The organism is Granulicatella sp. 20925_1_28 (genome assembly GCF_041433575.1).
Lineage (GTDB): Bacteria > Bacillota > Bacilli > Lactobacillales > Aerococcaceae > Granulicatella.
Window position 1 is genome coordinate 17,493 of sequence record NZ_JAPWBS010000017.1, and the last position, 23,518, is coordinate 41,010.

At 41.1% G+C, this 23,518-nt stretch carries 23 protein-coding genes; 4 read left to right on the forward strand and 19 right to left on the reverse strand.

Translation table 11 applies throughout. The features are described 5' to 3' along the window. Nucleotides 1–5: 5 nt before the first annotated feature. Nucleotides 6–1,442, reverse strand: a complete 1,437-nt coding sequence (locus tag O3793_RS07865) for a DUF4097 family beta strand repeat-containing protein (protein WP_371446639.1) — start codon at nucleotides 1,440–1,442, stop codon at nucleotides 6–8. Nucleotides 1,443–1,656: 214 nt separating this feature from the next. Here O3793_RS07865 and O3793_RS07870 point away from each other — a divergent pair, with 214 nt between their 5' ends. The 3 genes from O3793_RS07870 to rsmI are packed head-to-tail and all read left to right on the forward strand — an operon-like array spanning nucleotide 1,657 to nucleotide 3,606. Next, the gene (locus tag O3793_RS07870) at nucleotides 1,657–2,421 is read left to right on the forward strand and encodes a tRNA1(Val) (adenine(37)-N6)-methyltransferase (RefSeq protein ID WP_371446641.1); all 765 of its coding nucleotides are present in this window, start codon (nucleotides 1,657–1,659) and stop codon (nucleotides 2,419–2,421) included. Then, nucleotides 2,418–2,741: a GIY-YIG nuclease family protein gene (locus O3793_RS07875; RefSeq protein ID WP_371446643.1), complete on the forward strand. Its 324-nt coding sequence runs from the start codon at nucleotides 2,418–2,420 to the stop codon at nucleotides 2,739–2,741. Before O3793_RS07870 ends, O3793_RS07875 begins: the two co-directional genes overlap by 4 nt. Further along, nucleotides 2,716–3,606, forward strand: a complete 891-nt coding sequence (rsmI, locus tag O3793_RS07880; protein ID WP_371446645.1) for a 16S rRNA (cytidine(1402)-2'-O)-methyltransferase — start codon at nucleotides 2,716–2,718, stop codon at nucleotides 3,604–3,606. Before O3793_RS07875 ends, rsmI begins: the two co-directional genes overlap by 26 nt. A gap of 108 nt (nucleotides 3,607–3,714) precedes the next feature. Here the strand turns inward: rsmI and O3793_RS07885 are convergent, their stop codons facing one another. The 18 genes from O3793_RS07885 to tetA(60) all read right to left on the reverse strand — a co-directional run bounded on the left by O3793_RS07885 (nucleotide 3,715) and on the right by tetA(60) (nucleotide 21,889). Next, nucleotides 3,715–4,500, reverse strand: coding sequence for a sulfite exporter TauE/SafE family protein (locus O3793_RS07885; protein ID WP_371446646.1), 786 nt, complete (start codon nucleotides 4,498–4,500; stop codon nucleotides 3,715–3,717). Then, on the reverse strand, nucleotides 4,500–5,351 hold the full coding sequence (locus O3793_RS07890) for a formylglycine-generating enzyme family protein (protein WP_371446648.1): 852 nt from the start codon (nucleotides 5,349–5,351) through the stop codon (nucleotides 4,500–4,502). Before O3793_RS07890 ends, O3793_RS07885 begins: the two co-directional genes overlap by 1 nt. Before the next feature lies 1 nt (nucleotide 5,352). Then, nucleotides 5,353–6,816: an arylsulfatase gene (locus O3793_RS07895; protein WP_371446650.1), complete on the reverse strand. Its 1,464-nt coding sequence runs from the start codon at nucleotides 6,814–6,816 to the stop codon at nucleotides 5,353–5,355. A 124-nt stretch (nucleotides 6,817–6,940) separates the two neighbouring features. After that, nucleotides 6,941–7,282: an initiation control protein YabA gene (locus tag O3793_RS07900; RefSeq protein ID WP_048713589.1), complete on the reverse strand. Its 342-nt coding sequence runs from the start codon at nucleotides 7,280–7,282 to the stop codon at nucleotides 6,941–6,943. A 15-nt stretch (nucleotides 7,283–7,297) separates the two neighbouring features. Then, the gene (gene holB, locus O3793_RS07905; protein ID WP_371446652.1) at nucleotides 7,298–8,248 is read right to left on the reverse strand and encodes a DNA polymerase III subunit delta'; all 951 of its coding nucleotides are present in this window, start codon (nucleotides 8,246–8,248) and stop codon (nucleotides 7,298–7,300) included. Between the two features lie 10 nt (nucleotides 8,249–8,258). Then, on the reverse strand, nucleotides 8,259–8,588 hold the full coding sequence (locus O3793_RS07910; RefSeq protein ID WP_048713579.1) for a cyclic-di-AMP receptor: 330 nt from the start codon (nucleotides 8,586–8,588) through the stop codon (nucleotides 8,259–8,261). Between the two features lie 12 nt (nucleotides 8,589–8,600). Then, nucleotides 8,601–9,248 (reverse strand): dTMP kinase, encoded by a 648-nt coding sequence (gene tmk / locus O3793_RS07915; protein WP_048781779.1) that lies wholly within the window; start codon nucleotides 9,246–9,248, stop codon nucleotides 8,601–8,603. Nucleotides 9,249–9,766: 518 nt separating this feature from the next. Beyond that, nucleotides 9,767–9,949 carry a hypothetical protein gene (locus tag O3793_RS07920; RefSeq protein WP_239681712.1) on the reverse strand — a complete coding sequence of 61 codons (183 nt, stop codon included), beginning with the start codon at nucleotides 9,947–9,949 and terminating at the stop codon, nucleotides 9,767–9,769. Then, entirely contained in the window at nucleotides 9,946–12,186 is a 2,241-nt protein-coding gene (gnpA, locus tag O3793_RS07925; RefSeq protein WP_371446654.1) for a 1,3-beta-galactosyl-N-acetylhexosamine phosphorylase, read from the reverse strand. Before gnpA ends, O3793_RS07920 begins: the two co-directional genes overlap by 4 nt. Nucleotides 12,187–12,209: 23 nt before the next feature. Then, nucleotides 12,210–13,088: a carbohydrate ABC transporter permease gene (locus tag O3793_RS07930; RefSeq protein WP_048712180.1), complete on the reverse strand. Its 879-nt coding sequence runs from the start codon at nucleotides 13,086–13,088 to the stop codon at nucleotides 12,210–12,212. Nucleotides 13,089–13,099: 11 nt separating this feature from the next. Further along, a complete protein-coding gene (locus O3793_RS07935) occupies nucleotides 13,100–13,984 on the reverse strand; it encodes a carbohydrate ABC transporter permease (RefSeq protein WP_371446656.1) in 885 nt (294 codons plus the stop codon). Between the two features lie 110 nt (nucleotides 13,985–14,094). Next, the gene (locus tag O3793_RS07940; protein ID WP_371446659.1) at nucleotides 14,095–15,450 is read right to left on the reverse strand and encodes a carbohydrate ABC transporter substrate-binding protein; all 1,356 of its coding nucleotides are present in this window, start codon (nucleotides 15,448–15,450) and stop codon (nucleotides 14,095–14,097) included. 202 nt (nucleotides 15,451–15,652) lie between these two features. After that, nucleotides 15,653–16,255: a YitT family protein gene (locus O3793_RS07945; RefSeq protein WP_371446661.1), complete on the reverse strand. Its 603-nt coding sequence runs from the start codon at nucleotides 16,253–16,255 to the stop codon at nucleotides 15,653–15,655. Nucleotides 16,256–16,266: 11 nt separating this feature from the next. Beyond that, on the reverse strand, nucleotides 16,267–16,446 hold the full coding sequence (locus tag O3793_RS07950) for a hypothetical protein (RefSeq protein ID WP_371446663.1): 180 nt from the start codon (nucleotides 16,444–16,446) through the stop codon (nucleotides 16,267–16,269). After that, nucleotides 16,433–17,119: an NAD(P)H-dependent oxidoreductase gene (locus O3793_RS07955; protein ID WP_371446665.1), complete on the reverse strand. Its 687-nt coding sequence runs from the start codon at nucleotides 17,117–17,119 to the stop codon at nucleotides 16,433–16,435. The genes O3793_RS07950 and O3793_RS07955 overlap by 14 nt, the downstream gene beginning before the upstream one ends. A gap of 1 nt (nucleotide 17,120) precedes the next feature. Then, nucleotides 17,121–18,269, reverse strand: coding sequence for an amidohydrolase (locus O3793_RS07960; RefSeq protein WP_371446667.1), 1,149 nt, complete (start codon nucleotides 18,267–18,269; stop codon nucleotides 17,121–17,123). Nucleotides 18,270–18,413: 144 nt separating this feature from the next. After that, a complete protein-coding gene (tetB(60), locus tag O3793_RS07965; RefSeq protein WP_371446669.1) occupies nucleotides 18,414–20,153 on the reverse strand; it encodes a tetracycline efflux ABC transporter Tet(60) subunit B in 1,740 nt (579 codons plus the stop codon). Beyond that, nucleotides 20,150–21,889 (reverse strand): tetracycline efflux ABC transporter Tet(60) subunit A, encoded by a 1,740-nt coding sequence (tetA(60), locus tag O3793_RS07970; RefSeq protein WP_371446671.1) that lies wholly within the window; start codon nucleotides 21,887–21,889, stop codon nucleotides 20,150–20,152. The genes tetB(60) and tetA(60) overlap by 4 nt, the downstream gene beginning before the upstream one ends. Before the next feature lie 322 nt (nucleotides 21,890–22,211). On the opposite strand from tetA(60), the gene O3793_RS07975 reads away from it, so the two are divergent. Then, nucleotides 22,212–23,195 carry a rhodanese-related sulfurtransferase gene (locus O3793_RS07975; RefSeq protein ID WP_371446673.1) on the forward strand — a complete coding sequence of 328 codons (984 nt, stop codon included), beginning with the start codon at nucleotides 22,212–22,214 and terminating at the stop codon, nucleotides 23,193–23,195. The last annotated feature ends 323 nt before the right edge of the window (nucleotides 23,196–23,518 follow it).

Consider the following 23,518-nt stretch of genomic DNA (forward strand, 5'->3'; position numbering starts at 1 on the left):
TTTGTTTATCCTTCTTTCTTGCTACTTGAATCTGATTGTAGCTGATTTACTTGTATATTTCCAGTTGTAGTTTCTGCGACTACTCTTGTCATTGAGTTTCGAGTTTTACGAATCAATGCACTTCTTTCGGCTAAATCCTTCGTTTGTCGAATCACTTCGAAGACTGTTTCATCAAAGCGAATCGAACCAAGAGATGTTTCAATTTCGGCTTCAAGACCAACTTCTTCAGCAACTTCAATTTTAATATTTCCGTTTACTGTTTCAACGTCTACTTTTTTCGTTTCAGGATGTGCTACTGCTACTTTAATATTCCCTGTCACCGCTTCTAGTTTTGTACCAAGGAACTTACCATCGAGATGGATATTCCCGTTTACTGTTTCAGACACGATATCTTTAAATTCGAGATGTTCGTATTTAAGATTTCCGTTCACTGTTTCTGCTTCAAGAAGAACTCCTTTGACATCCTTCAAGCGAATATCTCCATTATCCACTTCGAAGTAATAATCTTTTCCTTCTAATTCTTTCAAATGAATAGTTGTATTCAACCCTTTGATGGCAACATAATCATACACTTTTTGCGGAAGTGAAATCGTCCAGTCACAGTATACGCGCTTGCTGACACTCTTGATGACAATCTTATCGTCGTCTACGCCCACCTTCACACGGTCACGAACAAATCCTTCCGCATCGAAGAACTCTTCGTCTTGCGCAGCCACGCGGCAATTTCCTTCAATCGTCATTGTATTGTCAGGAACAGTCTTCACACGAACAATTCCGTTGGCCACTTTGAAATCGAGAATACTCGCATCATCAATCACTTGATGGAAATGAAACGGTACTTTCTTCCCATTTTTGGCTTCTAAATAAGGCATGTTCACTTCTGTATTTTGAATAACTGATCCCACCGCTGTCACAATGGAGTCTGCGAATTTTGCAGCCCATGAAGAGATATTTCCCGCTGTTCTACGAGTTTTATCTTCCCAGTCAGTGTCTTGCACTTTCTTCTTCGCTTTCTTAAAGCTTTCTTCCCATTCTTCTTTCTTTTCAGCTTTCATTTTGGCATCGGCTTGTTTCTTCTCTTGTAACAAGCTCTTATATTGGTTGTTCAACTGTTCCGCTTCTTCTTGCAGACGAACGAGTTCCATCTCTTCATCTACTGTCAACGGTTCAAGTTGCTCAGCCGTTTTGATTTCATCGATACGACGATCGATTTCTTTTGTACGTTTTAAAACCGCTTGAATCGATTCATTTGTTTGGTCGCTTTGAGCTGAGAATTTTGTAAATACACTCGCTACCCCTTCCAATACAGAATCAACTTGGCTAGAAGTGGGTTGTTCTTTCGCACTTGCTTTCTCACCCATTTTTTCGAGTAAGACTACTGCTTCCTCTGCTGAAATAATTCCTTTGTCTACTAATTCTAAAATTCTATCTTTTTGATTCATTTTCGTTTCCCCCTTAAATCGGTTCGTTCTTGATTACATTCTTAGTGTACAAAACTTCACTGATGAAATCATAGGACCTAAGGTGGATTTTTCGTCCAACCTTCTCTAAACCTAAAGTTGTATATGGAACTCATCTCTTTTTTACTCTATATCTTGCGTGGCTTTCCATTTGTTGTTACACTTTGGATACAGTAATTGTAGGAGTTGGAAGGAAATGACAAAAAAGGAAGTCCCATTGAAATCGCATGAGCGACTCGATCGACTTGAAAAAGAAAATATCGATATCATTCAAAGTCGTGAGGTCTTCTCATTTTCGCTGGATGCTGTCCTTTTAGCAGACTTTGCAAATATCGCAAAAAGCAGAAAGGCCACCATTGTTGACCTGTGCTCTGGGAATGGTGCAGTGGCATTTTTACTCAGCCATAAGACGCAAAATCACATTACCGCTGTTGAAATCCAAGAACAGCTATGGGATATGGCGATTCGTACGAACCAACTCAACGACTTAGAAGACCGCATCACATTTATCAATCAGGATATCCGTCAGTTAAAAGGCATCATCCCGAAAGATTCGGTCGACTTTATTACCTGCAATCCGCCTTATTTCAAGGTCAATGAAACCAACCAAACCAATTTGAAGGAAGCCTACACGATTGCTCGTCATGAAGTGCATTTGCCACTGGAAGACTTGCTTCGGACAATTTCTGGCCTATTGAAGATGAAAGGAAAAGCCTATCTTGTGCATAGGCCCGACCGCCTCACGGATATATTAACCGAGGCAAGGCATCACCGACTCGAAGCGAAACGCGTGCAATTCGTTTATCCAAAAGAAGGCAAAGAAAGCAACATCGTCCTCATCGAATTAATGAAGGACGGACTTCCTGGTGGACTCAAGATATTGCCACCGATTACGGTTTTCGACGAGCATCAAGAATATACGCAGAAGATTAGAAGCATCCTCTGGGGGGACGACGCATGAGCCAGTTTTTTATGTACGTCCTTCTCTGCAAGGATCAGACCTTTTATACCGGCTATACAGTCGATTTGGAAAAACGAATCGCGACTCATAACGCCGGAAAAGGTGCTAAATATACAAGGGTGAGAACTCCCGTGACACTGCTCTACGCTAAAGAATTTGCCACAAAGCAAGAAGCGATGAAGGCGGAAGCGGCGTTCAAGAAGTTCTCTCGCCCCAAAAAGGAAACATTTCTACAGACGATTGGCGCAACCGTCGACCGTCCTGTCATTATTTATTTAGAAGGAGAACAGCCTCATGAGACAACAGAGTTATCGGACTGAAGGCACAGGAAAACTATTCCTTGTTCCTACTCCGATTGGTAACTTAGAAGATATGACTTTCCGCGCGGTTAATACTCTTCGCGACGTGGATTTAATCCTAGCCGAAGATACACGTCATACGCAAAAGTTACTCAATCATTTTGAAATCGAGACTCCGCAAAAGAGTTTCCATGAACATAATACTCAGGAGAGAATCCCTCAGGTCATTGAGTGGTTGCAAGAAGGAAAAAACATCGCACAAGTGAGCGACGCTGGTACACCTTCGATTAGTGACCCAGGTTTTGAACTCGTGCAAGCCTGCGTTGAAGTTGCTATCCCAGTGATTCCTCTTCCAGGGGCGAACGCGGGAATTACGGCTCTTATCGCGAGCGGCCTCGTTCCTCAACCTTTCTATTTCTATGGTTTCTTACCACGTAAAAAGAAAGAAAAAATCGAAGCCCTCGAGCAATTACGCACACATAGCGAGACCGTGATTTTATATGAGTCACCTTTCCGGTTGAAAGATACTTTCTCGGCAATTCAAACTGTCTACGGCGAACACCAATCTGTTGTGTTATGCCGTGAGTTGACGAAAACTTACGAAGAGTTTATTCGCGGAACAGCCGCAGAACTCGTTGCCCTTGTAAACGAGGAAGAATTAAAAGGCGAATGCTGCATCTTGATTGGTTCTAAAAATCCAGACGAAGTGACAACTGCTCTAACTGGTGCGTTAGAAGAAAATACTCCAGACGCTTCACTTTCGATTGCCGAACAAGTCGACTGGTTTATGGAGCATCAAAACCTCACACAAAAAGATGCGATTAAGGCTGTTGCAAAACATCTTGGTTTGAAGAAACAAGAAGTCTACAAAGAGATTCATGCATAAATAAATCCGTAAGATTTTCCATAATCAACATGCTATAAATTTTATGATGGTTTCCTCTACGATTGAACACAAACAGCAACACCCAAGCAAAGCTGCTTGGGTGTTTGTTTATACTCCGATAAATTTAAAAACATTGAAGGCGGTCATAAATACTAAAATAGCCATCAGTCCTAGATAGAGTTTCTCAACGGCTTCGTGCGTGAGTTTCGATTGGATTTTTGTTCCAATCCAACCACCGAGTACCGCAAAAATCGCAATCGCTAAAATCACGAGACTGACATTGTTGTATTTTTCAAAGTCACGAATGACAGTGCCCATCTTAATAATCTGTGCAAAGAAAATCATCAAAATGGAATACGCTGCTGCGTCTTTGGCTTTCATCGAGAAGAAGTAAACCAAAAGTGCAATATTCAGCGGTCCTCCGCCAATGCCGAGATAAACAGAAATCATACCAACTGTTAGCCCAATCGTCACAATCGCCACAAGGTTTGAGACTTCTAGCGTTCGAATGCTTTCCTTATTGAGCGTGAATAAAATAATTCCACCTAGTAATAAGAATAGAATCACGGATTGTGTCGCGCTCACTGCCTGGCTGCCCCAACTATCTACGGCCTGAAGGAAAATCACATCTCCAATTTTACCACCGATAATCGACCCGAACGCCAGACCTAAAGCGATTTGTTTTTGGACATGAAAGCCTTGCTTACTTCGTTTATAAATCGAAACAAGACACATCGTAAACACGGCCACAGTCGAGTACACACTAATCATGCTCGTGGTATCGATGCCCACAAAATCAAAGGCTGGCTTGATAATAATACCGCCACCTAAACCAGTGATGGCTCCAATCATCGTTGCACATAACACGATAATACTATAAATAATAATATGCATTAGCGACCTCCAACATTACGGACACATCTAAACCCTAGATGGCTAGATGTTGAGTCCCACAACGCTCCATTACGGGCGGCTACACGATACCTGTTGCAGTATGAGCAATGGCATAAGAAGGAACCTCCACGAATCGCATATTCATATTCAAAATTAATGGGGCGAGAGGCATCTTCTTCGATTTCTTCAAACGGAATTCCGCGATGATTACAACACCATTCCCAGACATTCCCAATCATTTGATAGAGACCAAATCCGTTTGGCTCGAAGCTCTTCACAGGCGCCGTTCCTAAAAAACCGTCTGCTTTCGTATTCGTATTAGGGAAATCCCCTTGCCAAGTATTGGCATGAAACTCTCCGTCTTCTTCGAGGTCATCTCCCCATGGAAATTGCGTGGTTGTCCCACCACGTGCTGCATATTCCCATTGCGTTTCGGTCGGCAATTTCACCTTTGCCCAATCACAATAAGCTAGTGCATCCTGCAAAGATACGTGCACCACTGGATGGTCCATCACATCATCAATCGAAGACTCGGGCCCTGTTGGATGATTCCAACAAGCACCTGGCACTAGAAGCCACCAAGGTGAGCCTGATACATGTCCATACTCTGCTCTTTTTTCTGGCTCAACGAATAGGTGAAACACATAAGAATCTCCTATCGTTTCTGCCGTTGTGGTATAACCTGTCGCATCTATAAAGGCTTTAAACTCACGATTCGTCACGGTCGTATCCGCGATTTCAAACGCAAGCACCTTTTTCATGACTGGTGGTGCCTCATGGTCTTCGATAAAGCCTTGGCCAAGAGAATCTCCCATTTGAAAGATGCCAGATTTTAAAGGCACAAAATTCATACTATCGACCTCTCTTTAGAGTGGCAACGATGCGTTCTAATGGTACTTGGCAAAGTTGCCCGTCTCGCACAAAGCCCTCTTCTCTCTCCTGTAAAATACGTGCAAGTTTTGCTTTGAACTCGTTCACGAGAGAAGTGTACTTTGTTTCCGCAATTAAATTGCATTTCTCCTCTGGATCTTCTGTCATATGGAAGAGTTGATACTCGTCTTTGACAGGGAACCAAATAAATTTCCATTCATCTGTTAAAATATATTGGCTAGAATCCACACCTAGACTATGTTCGCCATGGAATTCATTTCGCCAACCTGCAAATTCGCCGAATAATAATTGGCGAACGCTCTTACCGTCTGTTTCAACTTTTTCACCTGTGGCAAGCTCTACAAGTGATGGGAAAACGTCTTGAATCTTCACGAGTTGTCTGACGCTCTTCTTCGTACCCGCGATTAAGTTACCCGGATCGAAAATAAACGCTGGAATCTTAATACTACCTTGGTAAGGATAGCCTTTTCGGAATAAATAGTGTTCTCCGAGTTGATCTCCGTGGTCACTCACGAACCAGAAAATCGTATTTTCAAGTAAATCAAATTCCTCAACGGCTGTTAAGAAGCGACTTAATTGATTATCGATATGCGTGATTAAGCCGTAGTACGCAGCCAACATTCTCTTTTGTGCGTCCGCTGGAATTTTTCCGCGTTTCGCATAAAGACTTGGAATCTTCTCTTCGAGTTCTTCCCAGTTCCCGATATGCAAGTCCGATACGTCCCCTAATTTGTCCATGTATAAATCATAGAAATACTTCGGTGGATTGAGCGGCGCATGCGGTTTTTCAAACGACATCTTCAAGAAGAACGGAACGCTTGGGTCACGTCTCTTCAAGAAACGAATACTTTCGCTCACAATCCAGTTCGTTGGATGGTATTTTTCAGGAAGTTCAAACGGACGTACATCCCATGAATTACAGTTTGCTCCATCATCGATTATATCTGCATCGCTGCCGAGTTCTTGTTTGATCCAATCCAAGTAATCGCTCGAATGTTCAAAGGTTTCACCATACGCTTTATTGTATTTACGGTCGACATGTAAGTAGCCATCGTGCAAGAGAACATGGTCAAATCCCATGCGCTTACGGCTTGGATACACATGCATTTTCCCGATACATTCTGTTTGGTAGCCTAAATCCTTGAACGTTTGAGGAAGTGTATTCGTGTAGTTCCAAGGCACTTCGTCTTCGTATCCCACTCTTCCTGACTTTTCTTGGTCCATCCCTGTTAAAAGCGCGGCTCTTGCTGGCACACAACTTGGCACTGGTGAGTAGGCATTTTCAAAGTTATATCCCATGCTGGCCATCATATCTAACGTTGGTGTTACCACTAGGTCATCACTGCGGTTAATAGACAATGCGTCCGCACGCATTTGGTCCACTACGATGAGGATGACATTTGGTTTTGATTGTTTTTGATTCATACTGTTTCCCCCAAAAAAGATAAAACGATTTCATCTTTTATTATAACAAAAGAGCCCGTCCATGGACAGGCTCTTTTTAGTACTTTATTGGCTTTTTATATGACAATCTTGCTCTTTTCACGCATTAATCTTCGCTATACAAGATTTCTGTACAAAACATACAACTTTCATCGTTTTCTCTACGTTTTCCATAGTATAAATTGCAAATATGGAATCCTTGGTCGTAAATATTTTCTAAGTTGATGATGGATTGGCTTCTTTTTTTCTTTTTAGCCACTTTCTTCGTGTGCGTGTTTGGCTCTAATTCGTCTAAACGATCTTTCAAGTGACGATTTTCCATCGTTAAATTATGATTCTCTTCGATGACTTTTTGCAACTCTTCAGAAATCTGTTCGAGTTCATGTAGTTGCAACAAAGTTTGTTTTGTTAAGCGTTCGATTCGATCATACAATTGTCTGTTTGGCATTCACGCACCTCCTATCTATTTTGGGATTTTTAACACCCATTGTTCTAATACTGCTTGAACTCCAACGTTGGCACTTACTTTGGCAATGGCATTGGTCATTTTTTCATGTTCTTTAATCCATTCACTCACGGTAAGATGATTTGCAAAACTCTTCATCGTTGCGAGTTTATCGCTTTGAATAATGGCTCCTTCGACACCTCGTACATACAGCAAGGCATCACGGATGTAAATTTGTAATAGCGTTAAAAACAGCTCGCTATCGGCTTTTGTCGCTAAGAGTGGCATCACTTGAGACTGAATCGTCACAAAGGCCATCGCACGATTCGTAAATACGCGGACAAACCAATTCCAGCTTTCTTGGCGAATCTGTCCAAAGCTTTCACTCTCGAGCATCTCTACTGCTTGGTCAATATTACTCGTCAATTGAGACAGTAGCTGCGCTGTCGCATTCAGTACGCCGCGTTCTTTCAGCGTTGCAACAATATTTTCTCCTGCATTCGATTGGAAACGAATAATCTGACAACGTGATTGAATCGTAATCAGAACCTTGCTGAGTTGCTCTGTTAGAAGAATGAAATGGATATTTCCCGTTGGTTCTTCTAAAAACTTCAATAAGCTATTCGCAGCGCCTTGTGTCAACGTATCGACTGCGTGAATTACACAAACAATCGCACTCGACTCCATCGCTGTTTTTGTCAACTGCGATTTCAACGTACGAATTTGGTCCACCTTCACCGTTGTACCTTCAGGTTCTACCACAATATAATCCGGGAAGTTCCCATGCTCAATTCTTGTGCAGTGTTCACACTCTCCGCATGCAGGCTCGCCTTTTTTTCGCTTCGTGCAGTTAAGCATCTTTGCGATTTCCTTGGCCATCTCCGCTTTCCCAATTCCCTTTGCTCCTTCAAACAAATAGGCATGGCTCAGATGACCATTATCGATGGCACGAATAAACGCTTCTTGCATCTTTTCCATCTTAGAAACGGAAGAATGAGTCTACAGGTAATACGAATACTGTAGCTCCACCTACACGAACTGGAACTGGAGTTGTTAGCGCGCTATCAAGCATGCTGTCGATATGCACTGGTGGCACAGTCATTTGTTCACGTGATTGGCAGTTTTCTTTAATGATATCTAACGCTTCTTGTACACGTTCTTCTTCAATCCCGATGATGAAAGTAGTGTTTCCTGCACGTAAGAATCCACCTGTTGTTGATAAACGAGTTGCGCGAATATTTGCTTGTGCAAACTCATCTCCTAATAAATGTGCATCTTTATCTTGAACAATCGCAATTAATAATTTCATGATTTCATTCTCCTATTTTGTAAAATATTTTGGGTAACGTTCCACTAAAACGCGGAAGCACTCTTCCACTACTTCTTCAATGGATTTTGTCGCATCAATCGATACAATTCTTTCTGGATATTTTTCTACTAATTCTAAATATCCATTGCGAACCATCGTATGGAAGCTTAACCCTTCTTGGTCTAAGCGGTCAAACTGACGGTTCCCTCTTGCTTTATGAATACGTTCCAATCCAACTTCAGCCGGCACATCTAAGTAAAGCGTCGTGCTTGGTTCTAAGCCATCTGTTGCAAAATGATTTAACTGTGCAACTTCTTCTACCCCAATCCCACGAGCAACTCCTTGATACACCAACGAGCTATCGACAAAACGATCACAAAAAACAATATTCCCTTTTTCTAAATTTGGTAAGATACGATCTTTTAAATGCTGGCGACGACCCGCTGCATATAAAATCGCTTCTGTTCTCTCGTCCATTTCTGTATTGTTCACATCCAGAATGACTTTTCGAATATCTTCAGCGATGCGGCTTCCACCAGGTTCTCTTGTTGAAACAATATCCACGAGCGCGTGTTTTTGTAACAAAGGAATCAGTTGGTTGATGACCGTTGTTTTCCCAGCGCCATCAGGACCTTCCATCGTGATAAACAATCCTTTCATATTATCCCCCATTCCTTTCAATTTCTTTTCTATTATACGATATTTTCATCTTTTAATAAACCAAATTCCTATAAGAAATTTCACCAATTTCTCCTCACTCTCTTTCCTCGCAGAACACAACATTTAAAGATGCTCTGTGATACGAAAAGACTCGTCTGCACCAAATCCCTCTATCCCCTCCTACCCTCCCTTTTCCTTTGCATAACACAATATTAAAAAATAGCACAGTGATTACGAAGAAGACTTGTCGGGTTCTTATAGTAGCAGTAATGGGAATTAGGATCAAAGGTGAATTAACAGGAGTTAGGAATTTATTCCTTACTCCTGTTTTGAACTTTGAAGGCGAGAGACTCCAGGCTCGAGCCGGTCCCTCATTACAGCTACTATAAAACGAACTCACAAATCTTCGCAGTAATCACAAACCTTTGGTTTGCATTATTTATTTTTAAATATTGTGCCCATGCAAACAGGAACAGGGGCTTGTTGGTAAACAAGCCCCTGTTCCTAGTTAAGTTTTATTAACGCTTCATCGATTTAGAGTACGGACGATTGTAATCCCATAGCAAGAGAAGTAATCCAGCTAAGCCAACAAGCATTGTTGCAACGCCTTCTTTTCCAATCATCTGATGCCCTAAAATAACTACATATAAGAATACCAACATCAATACGACGCGGATTAAAATTTTCACTTTAGGATTCATGATATCTTCTCCCATCTAATTTCGCTTGGCTCAAGTTCCACAGTTCTTGATACACCTTCACCATCGTATACAAGAGTTGTTTGCGCTTCGTTAGTATTGTTCACGATCGCATACACTCCTTTTTCAGGATAAGCGTGTACTTCTACTAATGGATTGCTTGCATACCATTTCGTTAATTCACTTTCTTTATTCGCTGCGTAGAATAACGCACGCATTAATAATCTTGTATTTTCTGGTGTGTATGGAAGTCCTGCGATATAAACCCCACGACCTTTTCCGTAAGGGTTCGCAGCAAGGTGAATTTCCCCAAATTCTTTTCCTTCGGCATTGGCTGGAAGAACGATTCCTTCTTCAACGCCACCTGCGCTCACTTTTGGATTGCTAAATTCAAGTACTTCTGTTGCACTCGTTAAGCCATACACGTTTTTAATATTCTCCCCAAAGTCGATTTTATGAACATCTTCAATATCTTCGATGATGAAGTGCTCTTTTAATTCTTTAGTAAAGTATTTATCTGTTGAAAGGCTATATCCCATTTCTCTTTCAACACCCAAAATATCTCCAAGTTGGAAGAATCTTCCTTGATGATGAACGGCTGTTGGTTCCCCAACCCCGACAAATCCGCCACCGTTATACACGAATTCACGAATACGTGTAATGAGCGTTTCATTCTTCCAAACCTCTCCACCGCTAAATGAAGTTCCGGCATCCCCCGCGTTGATGATGACATCGACACCTTCTGGAACTCCACCGTTAATGATATCGTCAAAGCTGATAAAGCTTACGTCCACACTTGCACCACTTAAGGCTTCCATAATTCCAAGGTAAGAATAAATTTGTTTGTATGGAAGTTCATGGGCAACCATGTGTGCTTGCCAAGTTCTTAAACGCCCCCATGCGTTTAAGATCGCTACTTTCAAACCAGTATAAGGTTTTGTATGTTTAACGATATCGTAGATTTCTCTAAATTCATCTGTTACATGTTCAATGTAGTCGACAAATTTAGGGAATTTATATGCAAGACTTAAATAACCGCCATATCCAATACGGTCTACAGGGTTACGCATGATGGCACGTCTTGCAGATAACCAGTTTTTATTGGCTTCAATCGTAGGATCATTTCCTTCACGGAATACATCTGGGAAGAAGTATGGTAAGAATCTTCCTTCTGTATATTTTACGTGTGGAATATCTGAAATCATACGAAGTGTTGCTCCGCCGCCGACAGAACCCACGACTGCATCTAATCCAATTTGTTCGAAGTATGGTCCGTATGGTTCAGTCCCAATCCAGTTATCTCCTAAGAACATCATCGCTTCTTTACCAGCATCGTGTACTTCGTCGACTAATTTTTTAGCTTCTCTAGCAACGAATGCTTGAATGAAGTCGATATAGTCTAAGTACGCTTTACTTGGTGTGCGGAATGTTGAGTTATAGTACCCTTCATCCACGATGTCTTCTGCTCTTAAGCGATAGCCTTTTTCCTTGGCAAAAGCTTCAAGTGCCGCTACTGAAACGCTGGCACCATATCCGAACCAGTCCACAAATTTTTCTTTTCCTAAGTTGTTGAAAATTAATGTGAAGTGATAGAAGAACGTTGTAAAACGAACCACATCAGTATCCGGATTGTCTTTTAACCATTGTTTTAAATAAGAGTGCATGAATTGATTTGAATGAGGTCCACGTACATCAAATGGAATATCGTGAGGAACATCGCCCCAGTTATTCGTAATATGGTTGTACATTTGAGTTGGATCCCAAATCGCATACACTAGAAACGACACTGTATACTCATGGAAAGGACGAGTGCCTTCAATCGTAATCGTGTTGTTTTCTTCATGGACAGTCCATTTCTCAACCGGAACTACTTCTCCAGTAGTACGGTCGATGACTTCCCAATATCGTTTTGGATCATGTACATAGTCTGGTTGCACTTGGTCTTCGAAGTACCCTTCCATAAATGGAATTGTTAGCGTATCTTCTGTTGCTAGCCAGAATTTGGACATGACGAAGATTTGTTGGCACTCTTCCATATAATCTTTAATGAAATCATTATGGTTACGTGCTACAAAGTATGTTGTATAGATTTTTGCATCTAATTGTTTGGTTGCTTCATCGAGTTTCGTTCCATCGCTATCACGAATTGCATCGGCTCCCCAACGGTCGAGCAATTCTTTAGTCTGTTCAAGAAAATTCGATTCACTTGGTAGGGTTAAACGCCCTTTTGTTTTACCCATTTTCTTTCCTCCTGCGATGACGATTACTCTTTAGAGCCGCCTAGTGTCATCCCTTGTGTTAGTTTATTTTGAACAAGAATGTATAGAATTAATGTTGGTAACATTACTAATACCATCCCTGCGTATAATTGTCCGTATTCAGCTGCCCCACGTTGCGCTTGAATTAAGTTTTTCAACCCTACTGGTAAAGTTTGGTTTTTACCTGGCATTAATGTAAGAGCGATAATGTATTCATTCCAGAATGATAGGAAGTTGAATAAGATTACTGTGATAATACTTGGTCTTGCCATTGGTGTCATTACGCGGATCATTGTTGTGAAATATCCTGCACCGTCGATAGATGCTGCTTCTTCAAACGTTGTTGGCAATGTCTTGAAGAAGTTTGATAATAAATAAATCGTAAATGGTAATGATGTCGCTGCATACACAACCGCTAAGACGAAAATGTTGTTCAAGAAGAATCCGTTAATGCCGAATCCTTTTAGTCCTTTATCCCAGTCCAGTAACATTAAGAAGATTGGTACAACGATATAGTTTACGTTGATGAATAATCCACCTTTTAGTAAAGAGTTAATGAAACGACTTCCTGGAAATTTGTAACGTGCTAATACGTATGAAGAAGGAATGGCTACAACTACAAGGATTGTTAACGCTAATGCTGTAACAATCACTGAGTTCAACATGTAGTCACCCATTTTTGCTTTATTCCAAGCATCCACAAAGTTTTGGATGTAGAATCCTTCTGGCATTGTCCATGGAGATCCGTAGAACTCTCTATTCTCTTTAACAGAAGCTAAGAAGACCCAGCCCACTGGTACAATAATACTAATCGCTAATGTAATCAGCGCTACGTATATAAAAGCTTTATACAGCTTTTCGAATGAACGAGTATTTCCTTTCATGATCTCCCCTCCTAGTATTCAAGAATATCGCGTTTCGTAATATGACTTACGATACCTGATAATCCGAATGAGAATATAAAGATAACTACACCGATTGCCATACCGTATCCGTATGAAGAGTTTGTATAAGCTTGTTTGAACATGTAGCTTAAGAACACTTCAGTTGATCCGTCTGGTCCACCGTCTGTCAAGATTTGTACAAGTAAGAAACTTAAGTTAATCGTACTGATAATGAAGAATGTTAATGTTGTACGAATACTATTCCAAATCAATGGTAATGTAACGTTAAAGAATTTACCGATTTTTCCAGCTCCATCAAGGTCAGCTGCTTCGTATAAGCTAGCTGGAATGTTCGCCATCCCTGCCATATACATAACCATGTAGTACCCAATCGCTTGCCAAATTAACGCAAATGCGAGTGAGTAAATAACAATACTTTGATCACCAAGCCATAATTTATTCCATGCTTCTGGTAATACAGCATTTAAAAGTCCAGCTTTTGGATCATAAATTGCTGAGAAAATACCTGCAATAACTACGATTGATAAAATATTAGGGATGTAGAAAATAATTCTGAAGAAGTTGTTTCCGCGAATCTTTTCTGTTGAAAGGATTGCCGCGAAAAGAACTGCCAATACTACTGTAAAGAGTGTTACCACTACGATTAGTAAGATTGTGTTCTGAATCGTTCTAAAGAAATTTTCATCTTGCCATAAGATTTTAAAGTTATCCAATCCAACAAATTGTTGGTTGTTTGAGAATCCGCCCCATTTGAATAAAGACATGCGGAATACTTCAATTGTTGGGTAAATTAGAAACGTAAAGAATAAAATTAGTGCAGGTAATAGACACACGAGAATAAATAAATTTTTCTCTCTTTTTCTACGATTTTTCATCGTTCTGCCCTCTTTCGACCTTTTTTAGATAAAATGAGAGTGGGCGGAAGGAATTTTCATCCTCGAAAATTGCTTCGCATCCCACTCCTATTTAATTCATTCTATTTGAATTATTCAACTGCTGCTTTTAGTTTTTGGCTAACTTCTTCTACAGATTTTTGCCATTCAGCAACTGTTTTTTGACCAGATGCTACAGAGTCGATTTGACCATATAATGTGTCTTTCATGCTTACGCCTTCAACAGGTTTAGTAGCTACGAAGTTACCATTGATTACGCCATCAACTTCATCTACAACTTTGTATAATGATTTCAATTCATCAGGTAACTTAGCTGTTACACCTTTAATTGGTTGAGCTGCGTTGTATTTAGCAAAGATTTCTGCTGCTTTGTCAGAGTATAAGAATGATAAGAATTCTTTAGCTGCTTCTTGGTTCTTAGATTCTTTTGGAACCCAGATGTGTTCGAAGAATGAGTAAACATAACGTTTGCCACCTTTTTCGATTGCTGGTGCAGCTGTCATAGACCATTTGAATCCTTCTGCACGAGGTGCTTTAGCCATTTCCCCAACTACCCAAGTACCGTTTGGCATGAATAAAGCTTTGTTGTCTAAGATTAATTGTTGGTTCTTAGTGAAGCTTTGTGGGTTTGCGTTTGCTACTGTTGAAGGTTCAACGTTTTGTAAGAATGTTCCTAATGCTTCAAAAGCTTTAGTTGCGCCTTCAGAAGTGAATGCTCCTGTGTCATATTTCATTGCTTTGTTGAATAAATCAACGCCTCCAGCGTTTGCTAATAATGCTGGGAAGAAGCTATCTAAGTATCCAGATACTGGATAAGTGAATAATGAAATGCCATCTTTCTTAGCTTTTTCAGCTAATTCTTTCATACCAGGCATATCTTTTGGAACTTCCCAACCTTTAGATTTGAATAACGCTTCGTTGTAGAATAATCCTGTTGGAGCGTAGAACATTGGTGCTAAGTAGTGTTTTCCGTCTCCGTAAGGGTCAGTTACTGTTGTTCCTAATACGTTGTTTAATAATTTTTCAGAAACTTTTTTGTCTTCGCCGTAAACTTTCATATCGAATAATCCAGTTAAGTCAGCTAAAGCTTTTTCTTTAATTAATGTTTCTGGTAAAGCTTTTTTACGTCCTAAAGCTAACATTACGATATCTGGGTAATCGCCAGCTTTCATTTGAGGCGTAATTTTATCTTCAATTTCCTTATCTTGAGTCAATTCCACTTTAACGTTTGGATTAGCCTCTTCATAAGCTTTGATGATTGCTGGCCACATTTCTGCGCCGTAACCACTTTCTAAGGCAGCTAATTTAAGAGTAACTTTCTCTTTAGCAGCTCCTCCTTGTTGAGTAGTTGAATCTGTCTTACTAGTGCTGTTGCTATTATTTCCGCAAGCTGCTAAAGATACAGCTGCTAATAATGCTGCGCTTGATAGTAATACTTTCTTTTTCATGTTGTCTCCCCCTAGTTCTATTACTTTTTAAGACACTTTTAGTTTACAACGAAAAAACCGCTTTCACAATAACTATTTTGCTTTTGACTTGTACTATTTTGCTCTCTTTGGAAACGGTATCATGTTTCATTATTTCGATAAAGCGCTAAAAAACCTATCTACAATAGGATTTCTCATGTAGATAGGTTTCATTTTGTCTATTTTATTTAATTGGTAAAAATTTCTTCAAAATCACCATTGTTTGGTCCATGATAATTCCACTAATTAATAATGACACTACAGGTCCAATATTTGGCCATTGCCCCAAAATCGCTGCGGTTACTACACAGCTTGCATCGATGAAGAATTTGTTTCGAGGAATGGATGTTTTGAATTTCTCATGTAAGGCAAGCGTCGCCGCGATATACGGTCCGACTCCAAGTTCTGCTAAGGCATACACCGCGCATCCCATGGCGATTAAGGCAATCCCTACGACCATGGCCACTACTTTTACGGCGATATCCATTTCGGCAAGAGCGCTAAAGTCGAACAGTTCAATAAAGAAGCTTTGTAAGAACATCCCTACAACTGTTCCAAATCCAATATATCTCCAGTTGATGCTCAGCGTAATCGCAAGAAATACAAGTGAAACGATAATATTACTTGTTCCCATTTCTACACCAAATGTGCGGTTTAACCCTTCCCACACAAGAACGACAACGTCCGCTCCTAATGTACTAGAGCCCGCCATCTTCGCGCCTAGTCCGATTAAGAAGCAGGCGATGACAAGTAACACTAGTCTCAGTCCTAAATAATCTTTTTTCAATCTCATTCTCCTTATTTAGCCCAGTTTTCAGGACTCCACATCCGTCCATCCAATTCACCATGTGCTTGTTCAATTCGTTTTGCTTGTTCTAATAGAAGAGTTTTTGCAGCCACAAGCAATGCGCGTTCTTTATAGTCTTTTGCTTCGCCAATCCATGCATCGAGCAACTGGATTTTCTCAATAATCTCCATACTGACTCTCCTCCCAGTTACTAAGATGCATCTCGAGCTCCAGTCTTTCGTCCTGGTTTTCCTTGATCCACTCTGCGATTTGTTCCCAATGTGCACCAGGCAATGCTTCTGCACGTTTGATGAACCACTCTTCGGTATCTTTTAGTGTTCCGTGATGTTCTTTTGTCACGTATTGTAAATATTCCACGAGTAAGACTTGTTTCGCCTCTTCAGTCTTATAATCAAACTGATGTACCTCAAAAATCGGTAAATAGGTCCACCCCATCGCATTGGCCAACGCTTGGAACGGGCGCAAGAGTTCCGAAATCGTGAATTGCTCTTTTCCTCCTGCACGGAAGGCTTCTTCTTTCACACCGAGTGTCACAACAATTCCGAGTTCCTTAATCTGTTTGGCAAAAGGCGCACTCTTACTCATCACTGTATCGATCCATTCCTTCATCACAGAAGGCGCTTGGTACCAATACATCGGGAATTGAAGAATCAGACGCTGTGCACTAGAATCTGCCAAAGCTTTTTCTTCATCCGATTTTGTAAAATGCGGTTTTGCTTCACTCCATACTTCATCTAAATGACGAACCGCAACCGACTCTTCCCCTTTTAAAGTTGCAAGGAAAAACTGTTGGCTCGATGACGTTTGAATTGTTGGATGGCTAATCACCACCATTGTTTTCATATTACGCGTTTCCTTTCTGTGAAAGTACTTCTAGAAGAGCATTCGTGTTATCCACAAAATACTGAATGGCAAATGGTAATGCCGCATCATCCACTAAGAATGCTGGGTGATGCCATTCGCGTGGGCAACCTGTTCCGATAAAGACGAAACATCCTGGAACGTGTTCCATATAATTAGCGAAATCTTCCGCTCCTAAAGTCACTTCCGGTGTTACCACTGTCGCAAATTTCTCCGTCACACTTTTAACCACTTTTGTGACTGCGGCATCATTATGCACGACTGGTGGCGTTAAAATCCATTCGATACTACCTTTTTGTCCGTATACATCTGCGGTTTGGACAATCATCTTCTCGAATTGCTCGGTCATTTTACGTTCCACTTCTTTATTAAAGGTACGAATCGTTCCTTCAAAAAATACTTTTTCTGGAATCACATTCCATGTATTTCCTGCTTCGATATGCGATACGCTTAATACCACTGGTTCGAGCGGAGAAGTATGACGAGCAACGATGGCTTGGGCATTGGCAATCACTTGGCATGCCGTCACGATTGGATCGTTCCCGTTGTGCGGTGCTGCCGCATGTGTTCCTACCCCTGTAATTTCTGCTTTAAATTGGCCGACTGCTGCCATCAGAGGTCCTTCCTTCACACCAATCGTTCCAACTGGAATTTCTGGTTTATTATGGAATCCAATAATCGCGTCCACTCCGTCAAGCACGCCTTCTGCAATCAATGCGCGTGCTCCTTGGTTACTTTCTTCGGCCGGTTGGAAAATAAAGCGAACTTTCCCTTTTAAATTAGCTTCTTGTTCCTTCAACACTTGAACGGCTCCAAGTAGGCTTGCTGTATGGAAATCATGTCCACACGCATGCATTGCTCCTTCATTTTTTGAAGCGTAGTCTAATCCTGTTTGTTCCACAATCGGTAAGGCATCGATGTCGGCACGTAAGGCTAATGTTGGTCCATTGTCGTTTCCGATTTCTGCCACGACTCCAGTTTTAGACTTTAAACCCCAGCATGTAAGTCCCATCGCTTCTAGGGCTTCGCGGATATAGCGAGTCGTTTCGATTTCCGTTCCGGATACTTCTGGATACATATGTAAATGACGGCGATGTGCCGTAGCGCGTTCAATAACTTCTTTTGTAATCATAACTCTCTCCCCAATCTGTTTCCTACACATTGTAACAAACTAGGCGGCTTTATGCACCATGAATTCCCTTGAAAAACAATAAAAATTCTGTTTACCCACTGCATCAAAATAGACCCTGTTTCAAAAGAAACAGAGTCTATGGGATTAGCCTTTTTGAAGAGCCACCATTTCGGCATATTGTCCATTGAGTTGCATCAATTCATCATGCGTTCCGCGTTCCACAATTTCTCCTTTATCCAACACAAAAATTTGGTCTGCATGAGCAATCGTAGAAAGTCGGTGCGCAATCATAAAGGTTGTACGCCCTTCTTTTACGACATTAATTGCGTTTTGAATAATCTCTTCCGTCTCGGTATCGATATGCGAAGTCGCTTCGTCTAGAATTAAGATTTTCGGGTCAAAGACAATGGCCCTAGCAAATGAAATCAATTGGCGTTCTCCTGAAGAGAAGTCCATCCCTTTTTCTTTTACTTCGTAGTCCAATCCTTTGTCACTCTTTGTAAGTAGATGTCCTCCACCTACTTTCACGAGCGCCTCTTTAATCGTCTCCGGTTGAATCGATTCATTATTGAGCCCGACGTTTGAAGCAATTGTTCCTGTGAATAAATACGGATCTTGAAGCACGATACCCATTTCGCTTCGAACGCTGCGTCTGTTAAAGTCACGCGTGTTTTTTCCATCAATCAAGATGGCTCCACTCGTTGGGTCATAGAATCGAAAGAGCAAGTTCATAATAGAAGATTTTCCTGAACCGGTATGTCCGACAAACGCCACCGTCTGCCCAGGTTCTACCGTGAAATTCAAGTTCTTCAATACAGGAACTCCCGGTGTATATTCAAAACTCACATCTTTAAATTCAATTCGTCCTTCGTCAAAGGTAAAGAGTTCTTCTCCGGAGTCTTCGCTTGGCGTATCCATTAATTCAAACACACGGTCACCGGCAGCCATTGATTGTTGGAAACCAGACACGACATTCATAAAGGTTTGAATCGGCTCGTAAACACGGTTGACATAATCAATAAAGGCATATAGGAGCCCCGCTGAAATCCCCAGCGTTCCACCGATAAATTGCATTCCGAAGTAATACACAATTCCAAATAACGTAAAGTTTCGAAGTAAGCCAACTAAACTCCATGAGAAGTACGACTCAAGAATTAATTCCTTACGACCAACCTCTACCCAAGACGTAGCCGTCTCATCATATTCCGCGACAATTTTTTCTTCTTGTTGGAAGGCTTGAACGATACAAGCCCCTTGAATGCTTTCATTTAACTGTCCGCTCAACTGGCTGTACAGTTCACGACTCTCTGTATAGCATTTTTTCTGCATTACGGCAACGGTTCGCTGCCATAGCATCATCACCGGAACTAGGAATAATAACACGAATCCAAGCGTCGCATTTAATAAGAAAATCGTTGTGTATACCCCAATGAGCATCACGACGGTACTAAGGAGCGTCGAAATCCCATTGACATAAAAGTTTGCACGCACCGATTCCGTATCACTCGTAATTCTAGAAACCACTTTTCCGGCAGGTAAATGGTCGAAATACGATACTGGCAAGGTTTGTACATGTTCGAATACTTCGTCACGAATGCGTTTGGCCACGCGGTTCGAGAGAGTCTTCATATATAAACGGTTTAAATATCCACCAGCCGCTCCAATTAAGTTCACTGCCACGTAAATACCCACCCATAGGAGTACACTTCCAGCATCGAAGACATGCGATTGTCCCATCGGTGTAATCACATTATCAATCATATATTTTGCCACAAGAGGTCCTGTTAAAGTCGCAATGGTTGAAATCAACAGGCAGACGAGTCCAATCAGAACTCCTTTTTTCTCATAGCGGAGGTAGCTTAATAATCGCTTCATCGTTTTCATTCGATCTCCTCCTCTATCTCTTGAATCAGGTACTGTTCATAGTACCAACCACGTTGTGCGAGTAACTCCTCGTGGGTACCGCGATCACTAATGCGTCCTTCATTCATCACAATAATCTCATCAGCATGACGAATCGCAGAAAGTCGGTGTGCAGAAATAATATTCATACAGCCGCCACGCTCTTCTTGCAAGTGCGAGATAATTTCGCGTTCTGTTTTCGCATCAACTGCGGATAACGCATCATCTAAAATCAAACATTCACGGTTGCGTATGAAGGCACGCGCAATCGATAGACGTTGTTTTTGACCACCACTGAGAGATACCCCTTTTTCTCCGACCATCGTATCGAGCTGCTGCGGCATGCGTTTCACGTCTCCATCAAAGGACGCCAACGTCAATGCTTCCCAGATTTCTTCATCGGTTGCATCTTCTTTCCCGAATAACATATTCTCGCGAATCGTGCGTGAGAAAAGTGTGTGTTCTTGCGGAACGTAGGCTAAATGACCTGCCACCATTTGAGGATCGTAATCAATCAATGGTTCTCTGTTAATGAGAAGCTGCTCTCCTCGGTATGGAAATTGATGTAATAATTGCATCAACAGCGTCGTCTTCCCAGAACCTGTTTTCCCAACAATCCCAAGCGTCTCGCCTTTATTTAATGTAAGGTTAATTTCTTTTAATAATGGCGACTCTTCACCTGGATACGTAAAGTTGAAGTCCTTAAACTCAATGGATTCAATCGTCTCGAGCGCTTTTGTACCGCCGCGTTCAATTTCATCATCATGTTTCAACACTTCATTAATACGCTCGGTTGCTACTTTTCCGCGTTTATAGTTCGTGATAATATCGCCAATCATAAACATCGGCCACATAATCGACCCCATATAGACTTGGAATGCAATGACATCCCCGACTAGAATGTCCCCAGTCGATACTAGATACCCACCGTAGAGAAGCGCAATGGTAAAGCTGATCATCATAAATAATTGCGCGAGTGGAATAAAACGAGACTCAATCTCTGCCACGACGATATTTTGCTTCATGGCCTTTTTCGTTTTCGCACGAAATTCATCCATCATCGCATCTTCTTGTCCGTAAGCTCGAATCACATACGTCCCGTCAATCATCTCCAGCACTTCATTATTTAATTGTGAAACTGCATTTTGCGCCTTGTTGTACTCTTCTTCTAAATCGAATCCCCATTTATACACAAGATACGAAAGGATTGGCAGTGGCAAAACTGCTGCGATGGTCAGTGGCAATGAAATCGTTGTAACCATCATATAAAGTGATACGCTCCCCAGTAATGTAGAGTTCATCAAGGCAAACATACCGAACCCCATCATTTCACCAATCGTTGAAACGTCTTCACTGCTACGCGTAATAATATCGCCCGTTCTAAAATGCGCGTAAAACGGAATTTTCTTCCGTAAATTATTGCGCAGTAACTTCACACGTAATTCTTTTTGAACTTCATAATACCCAATAAAAATAAAATATGTCCAAATACTCTCCGTAATATAGGCCACAAGAATAATCCCGACTAAAACCACAAGCTGTGTCCAAAGCCACTCGGCGTTCAGTTCACTCGCCACGATGCTATCGACGACTTGTCCGATAATCCGAGCTGGGTACACCGCCGCAATACTACTTGCAATCATCAAAATGAAACTAACAAGGTAGCGCATCGGATGTTTTTTTATAAAATTAATAATGACTTTCAATAAATCGTTCATCGTTTTCCTCCATCAAAAAAGCCGTAACCTTCCCCACGCATGGAAAAAGTAACGGCTCACTTAAATTTATCTATAAAAATGCGCTATACTTCATTCACCAAAATTGGAAGGTTTCTCAAAACATGTACTTGTTTTACGTTTAAGTTGTTCATTGATTTCTCCTCCAATCTGATAAATTTAACGTTATACTGAATATTATACTCCAAAACGCCTTCATGTCAATACCTTTCGAAGTTTTTCACAATCGAATTCATTGATAATCATTCTCAATAAAGTTACAATAGAATCACTACAAATTAGAAAAGGATGAAAGATTTACAATATGGCAAAAGACATTCGTGTTTTACTTTACTATAAATATGTTCCAATCGAAAATGCGGAACAATTTGCGGCAGATCATTTAGCATTCTGCAAATCAATCGGATTAAAAGGACGTATCCTTGTCGCTGACGAAGGAATCAACGGAACTGTATCTGGTGATTACGAAACAACTCAAAAATATATGGACTATGTTCACTCTCTTCCTGGCATGGAAGACTTATGGTTTAAAATCGATGAAGAAAGCGAACAAGCCTTCAAGAAGATGTTCGTTCGTTACAAAAAAGAAATCGTACACCTTGGTTTAGAAGATAACGACTTCGATAACGATATTAACCCACTTGAAACAACAGGTGCTTACCTTTCTCCACAAGAGTTTAAAGAAGCCCTACTTGACGAAAACACTGTTGTCCTAGACACTCGTAACGACTATGAGTACGATCTAGGTCACTTCCGCGGTGCTATCCGCCCTGACATTCGCAACTTCCGTGAATTACCACAATGGGTTCGCGATAACAAAGAGAAATTCATGGACAAACGTGTCGTTGTTTACTGTACAGGTGGCGTTCGCTGTGAGAAATTCTCTGGCTGGATGGTTCGTGAAGGCTACAAAGATGTCGGTCAATTACACGGCGGTATCGCAACTTACGGAAAAGACCCAGAAGTTCAAGGCGAATTATGGGATGGAAAAATGTACGTATTTGACGAACGTATCGCTGTTGACATCAACCACGTAGACCCAGTAGTAATTGGGAAAGACTGGTTCGATGGTACACCGTGCGAACGTTACGTAAACTGTGGAAACCCAGAATGTAACCGTCGCATTCTTTGTTCTGAAGAAAATGAAGACAAATACTTACGTGGTTGCAGCCATGAATGTCGTGTTCACCCACGCAACCGCTACGTAGCAGAACACAACTTATCACTAGAAGAAGTCGTGGCGCGTTTAGAAGCCATCGGCGAAGAACTAGATACAGTAAAAGCTTAATAGAGAAAACGTATCTAAGAGTTATCATTAGTGATACCTTCGAATCCTAGCGGATTTTATCATAACTACAATAATGGGGTACCGGTTCGAGCCTATAGTCTCTCACCTTTAAAGCCTCAAAGAGGGCGTACGGAATTTAATTCCTACGCCCTCTTTTTCGCATTTAATACTATCCCCCATTATTGTGGTTATGAAATCCGCAAGATTCTTCGGTTTCACTATTTATAAACTACACACGTTTTTCTCTATTAAGCTTCATTGCATTTCTTACACCGACTACTTTTATCTCTCCTGTAGAATCGAAAAACACCATATTTGGCCAT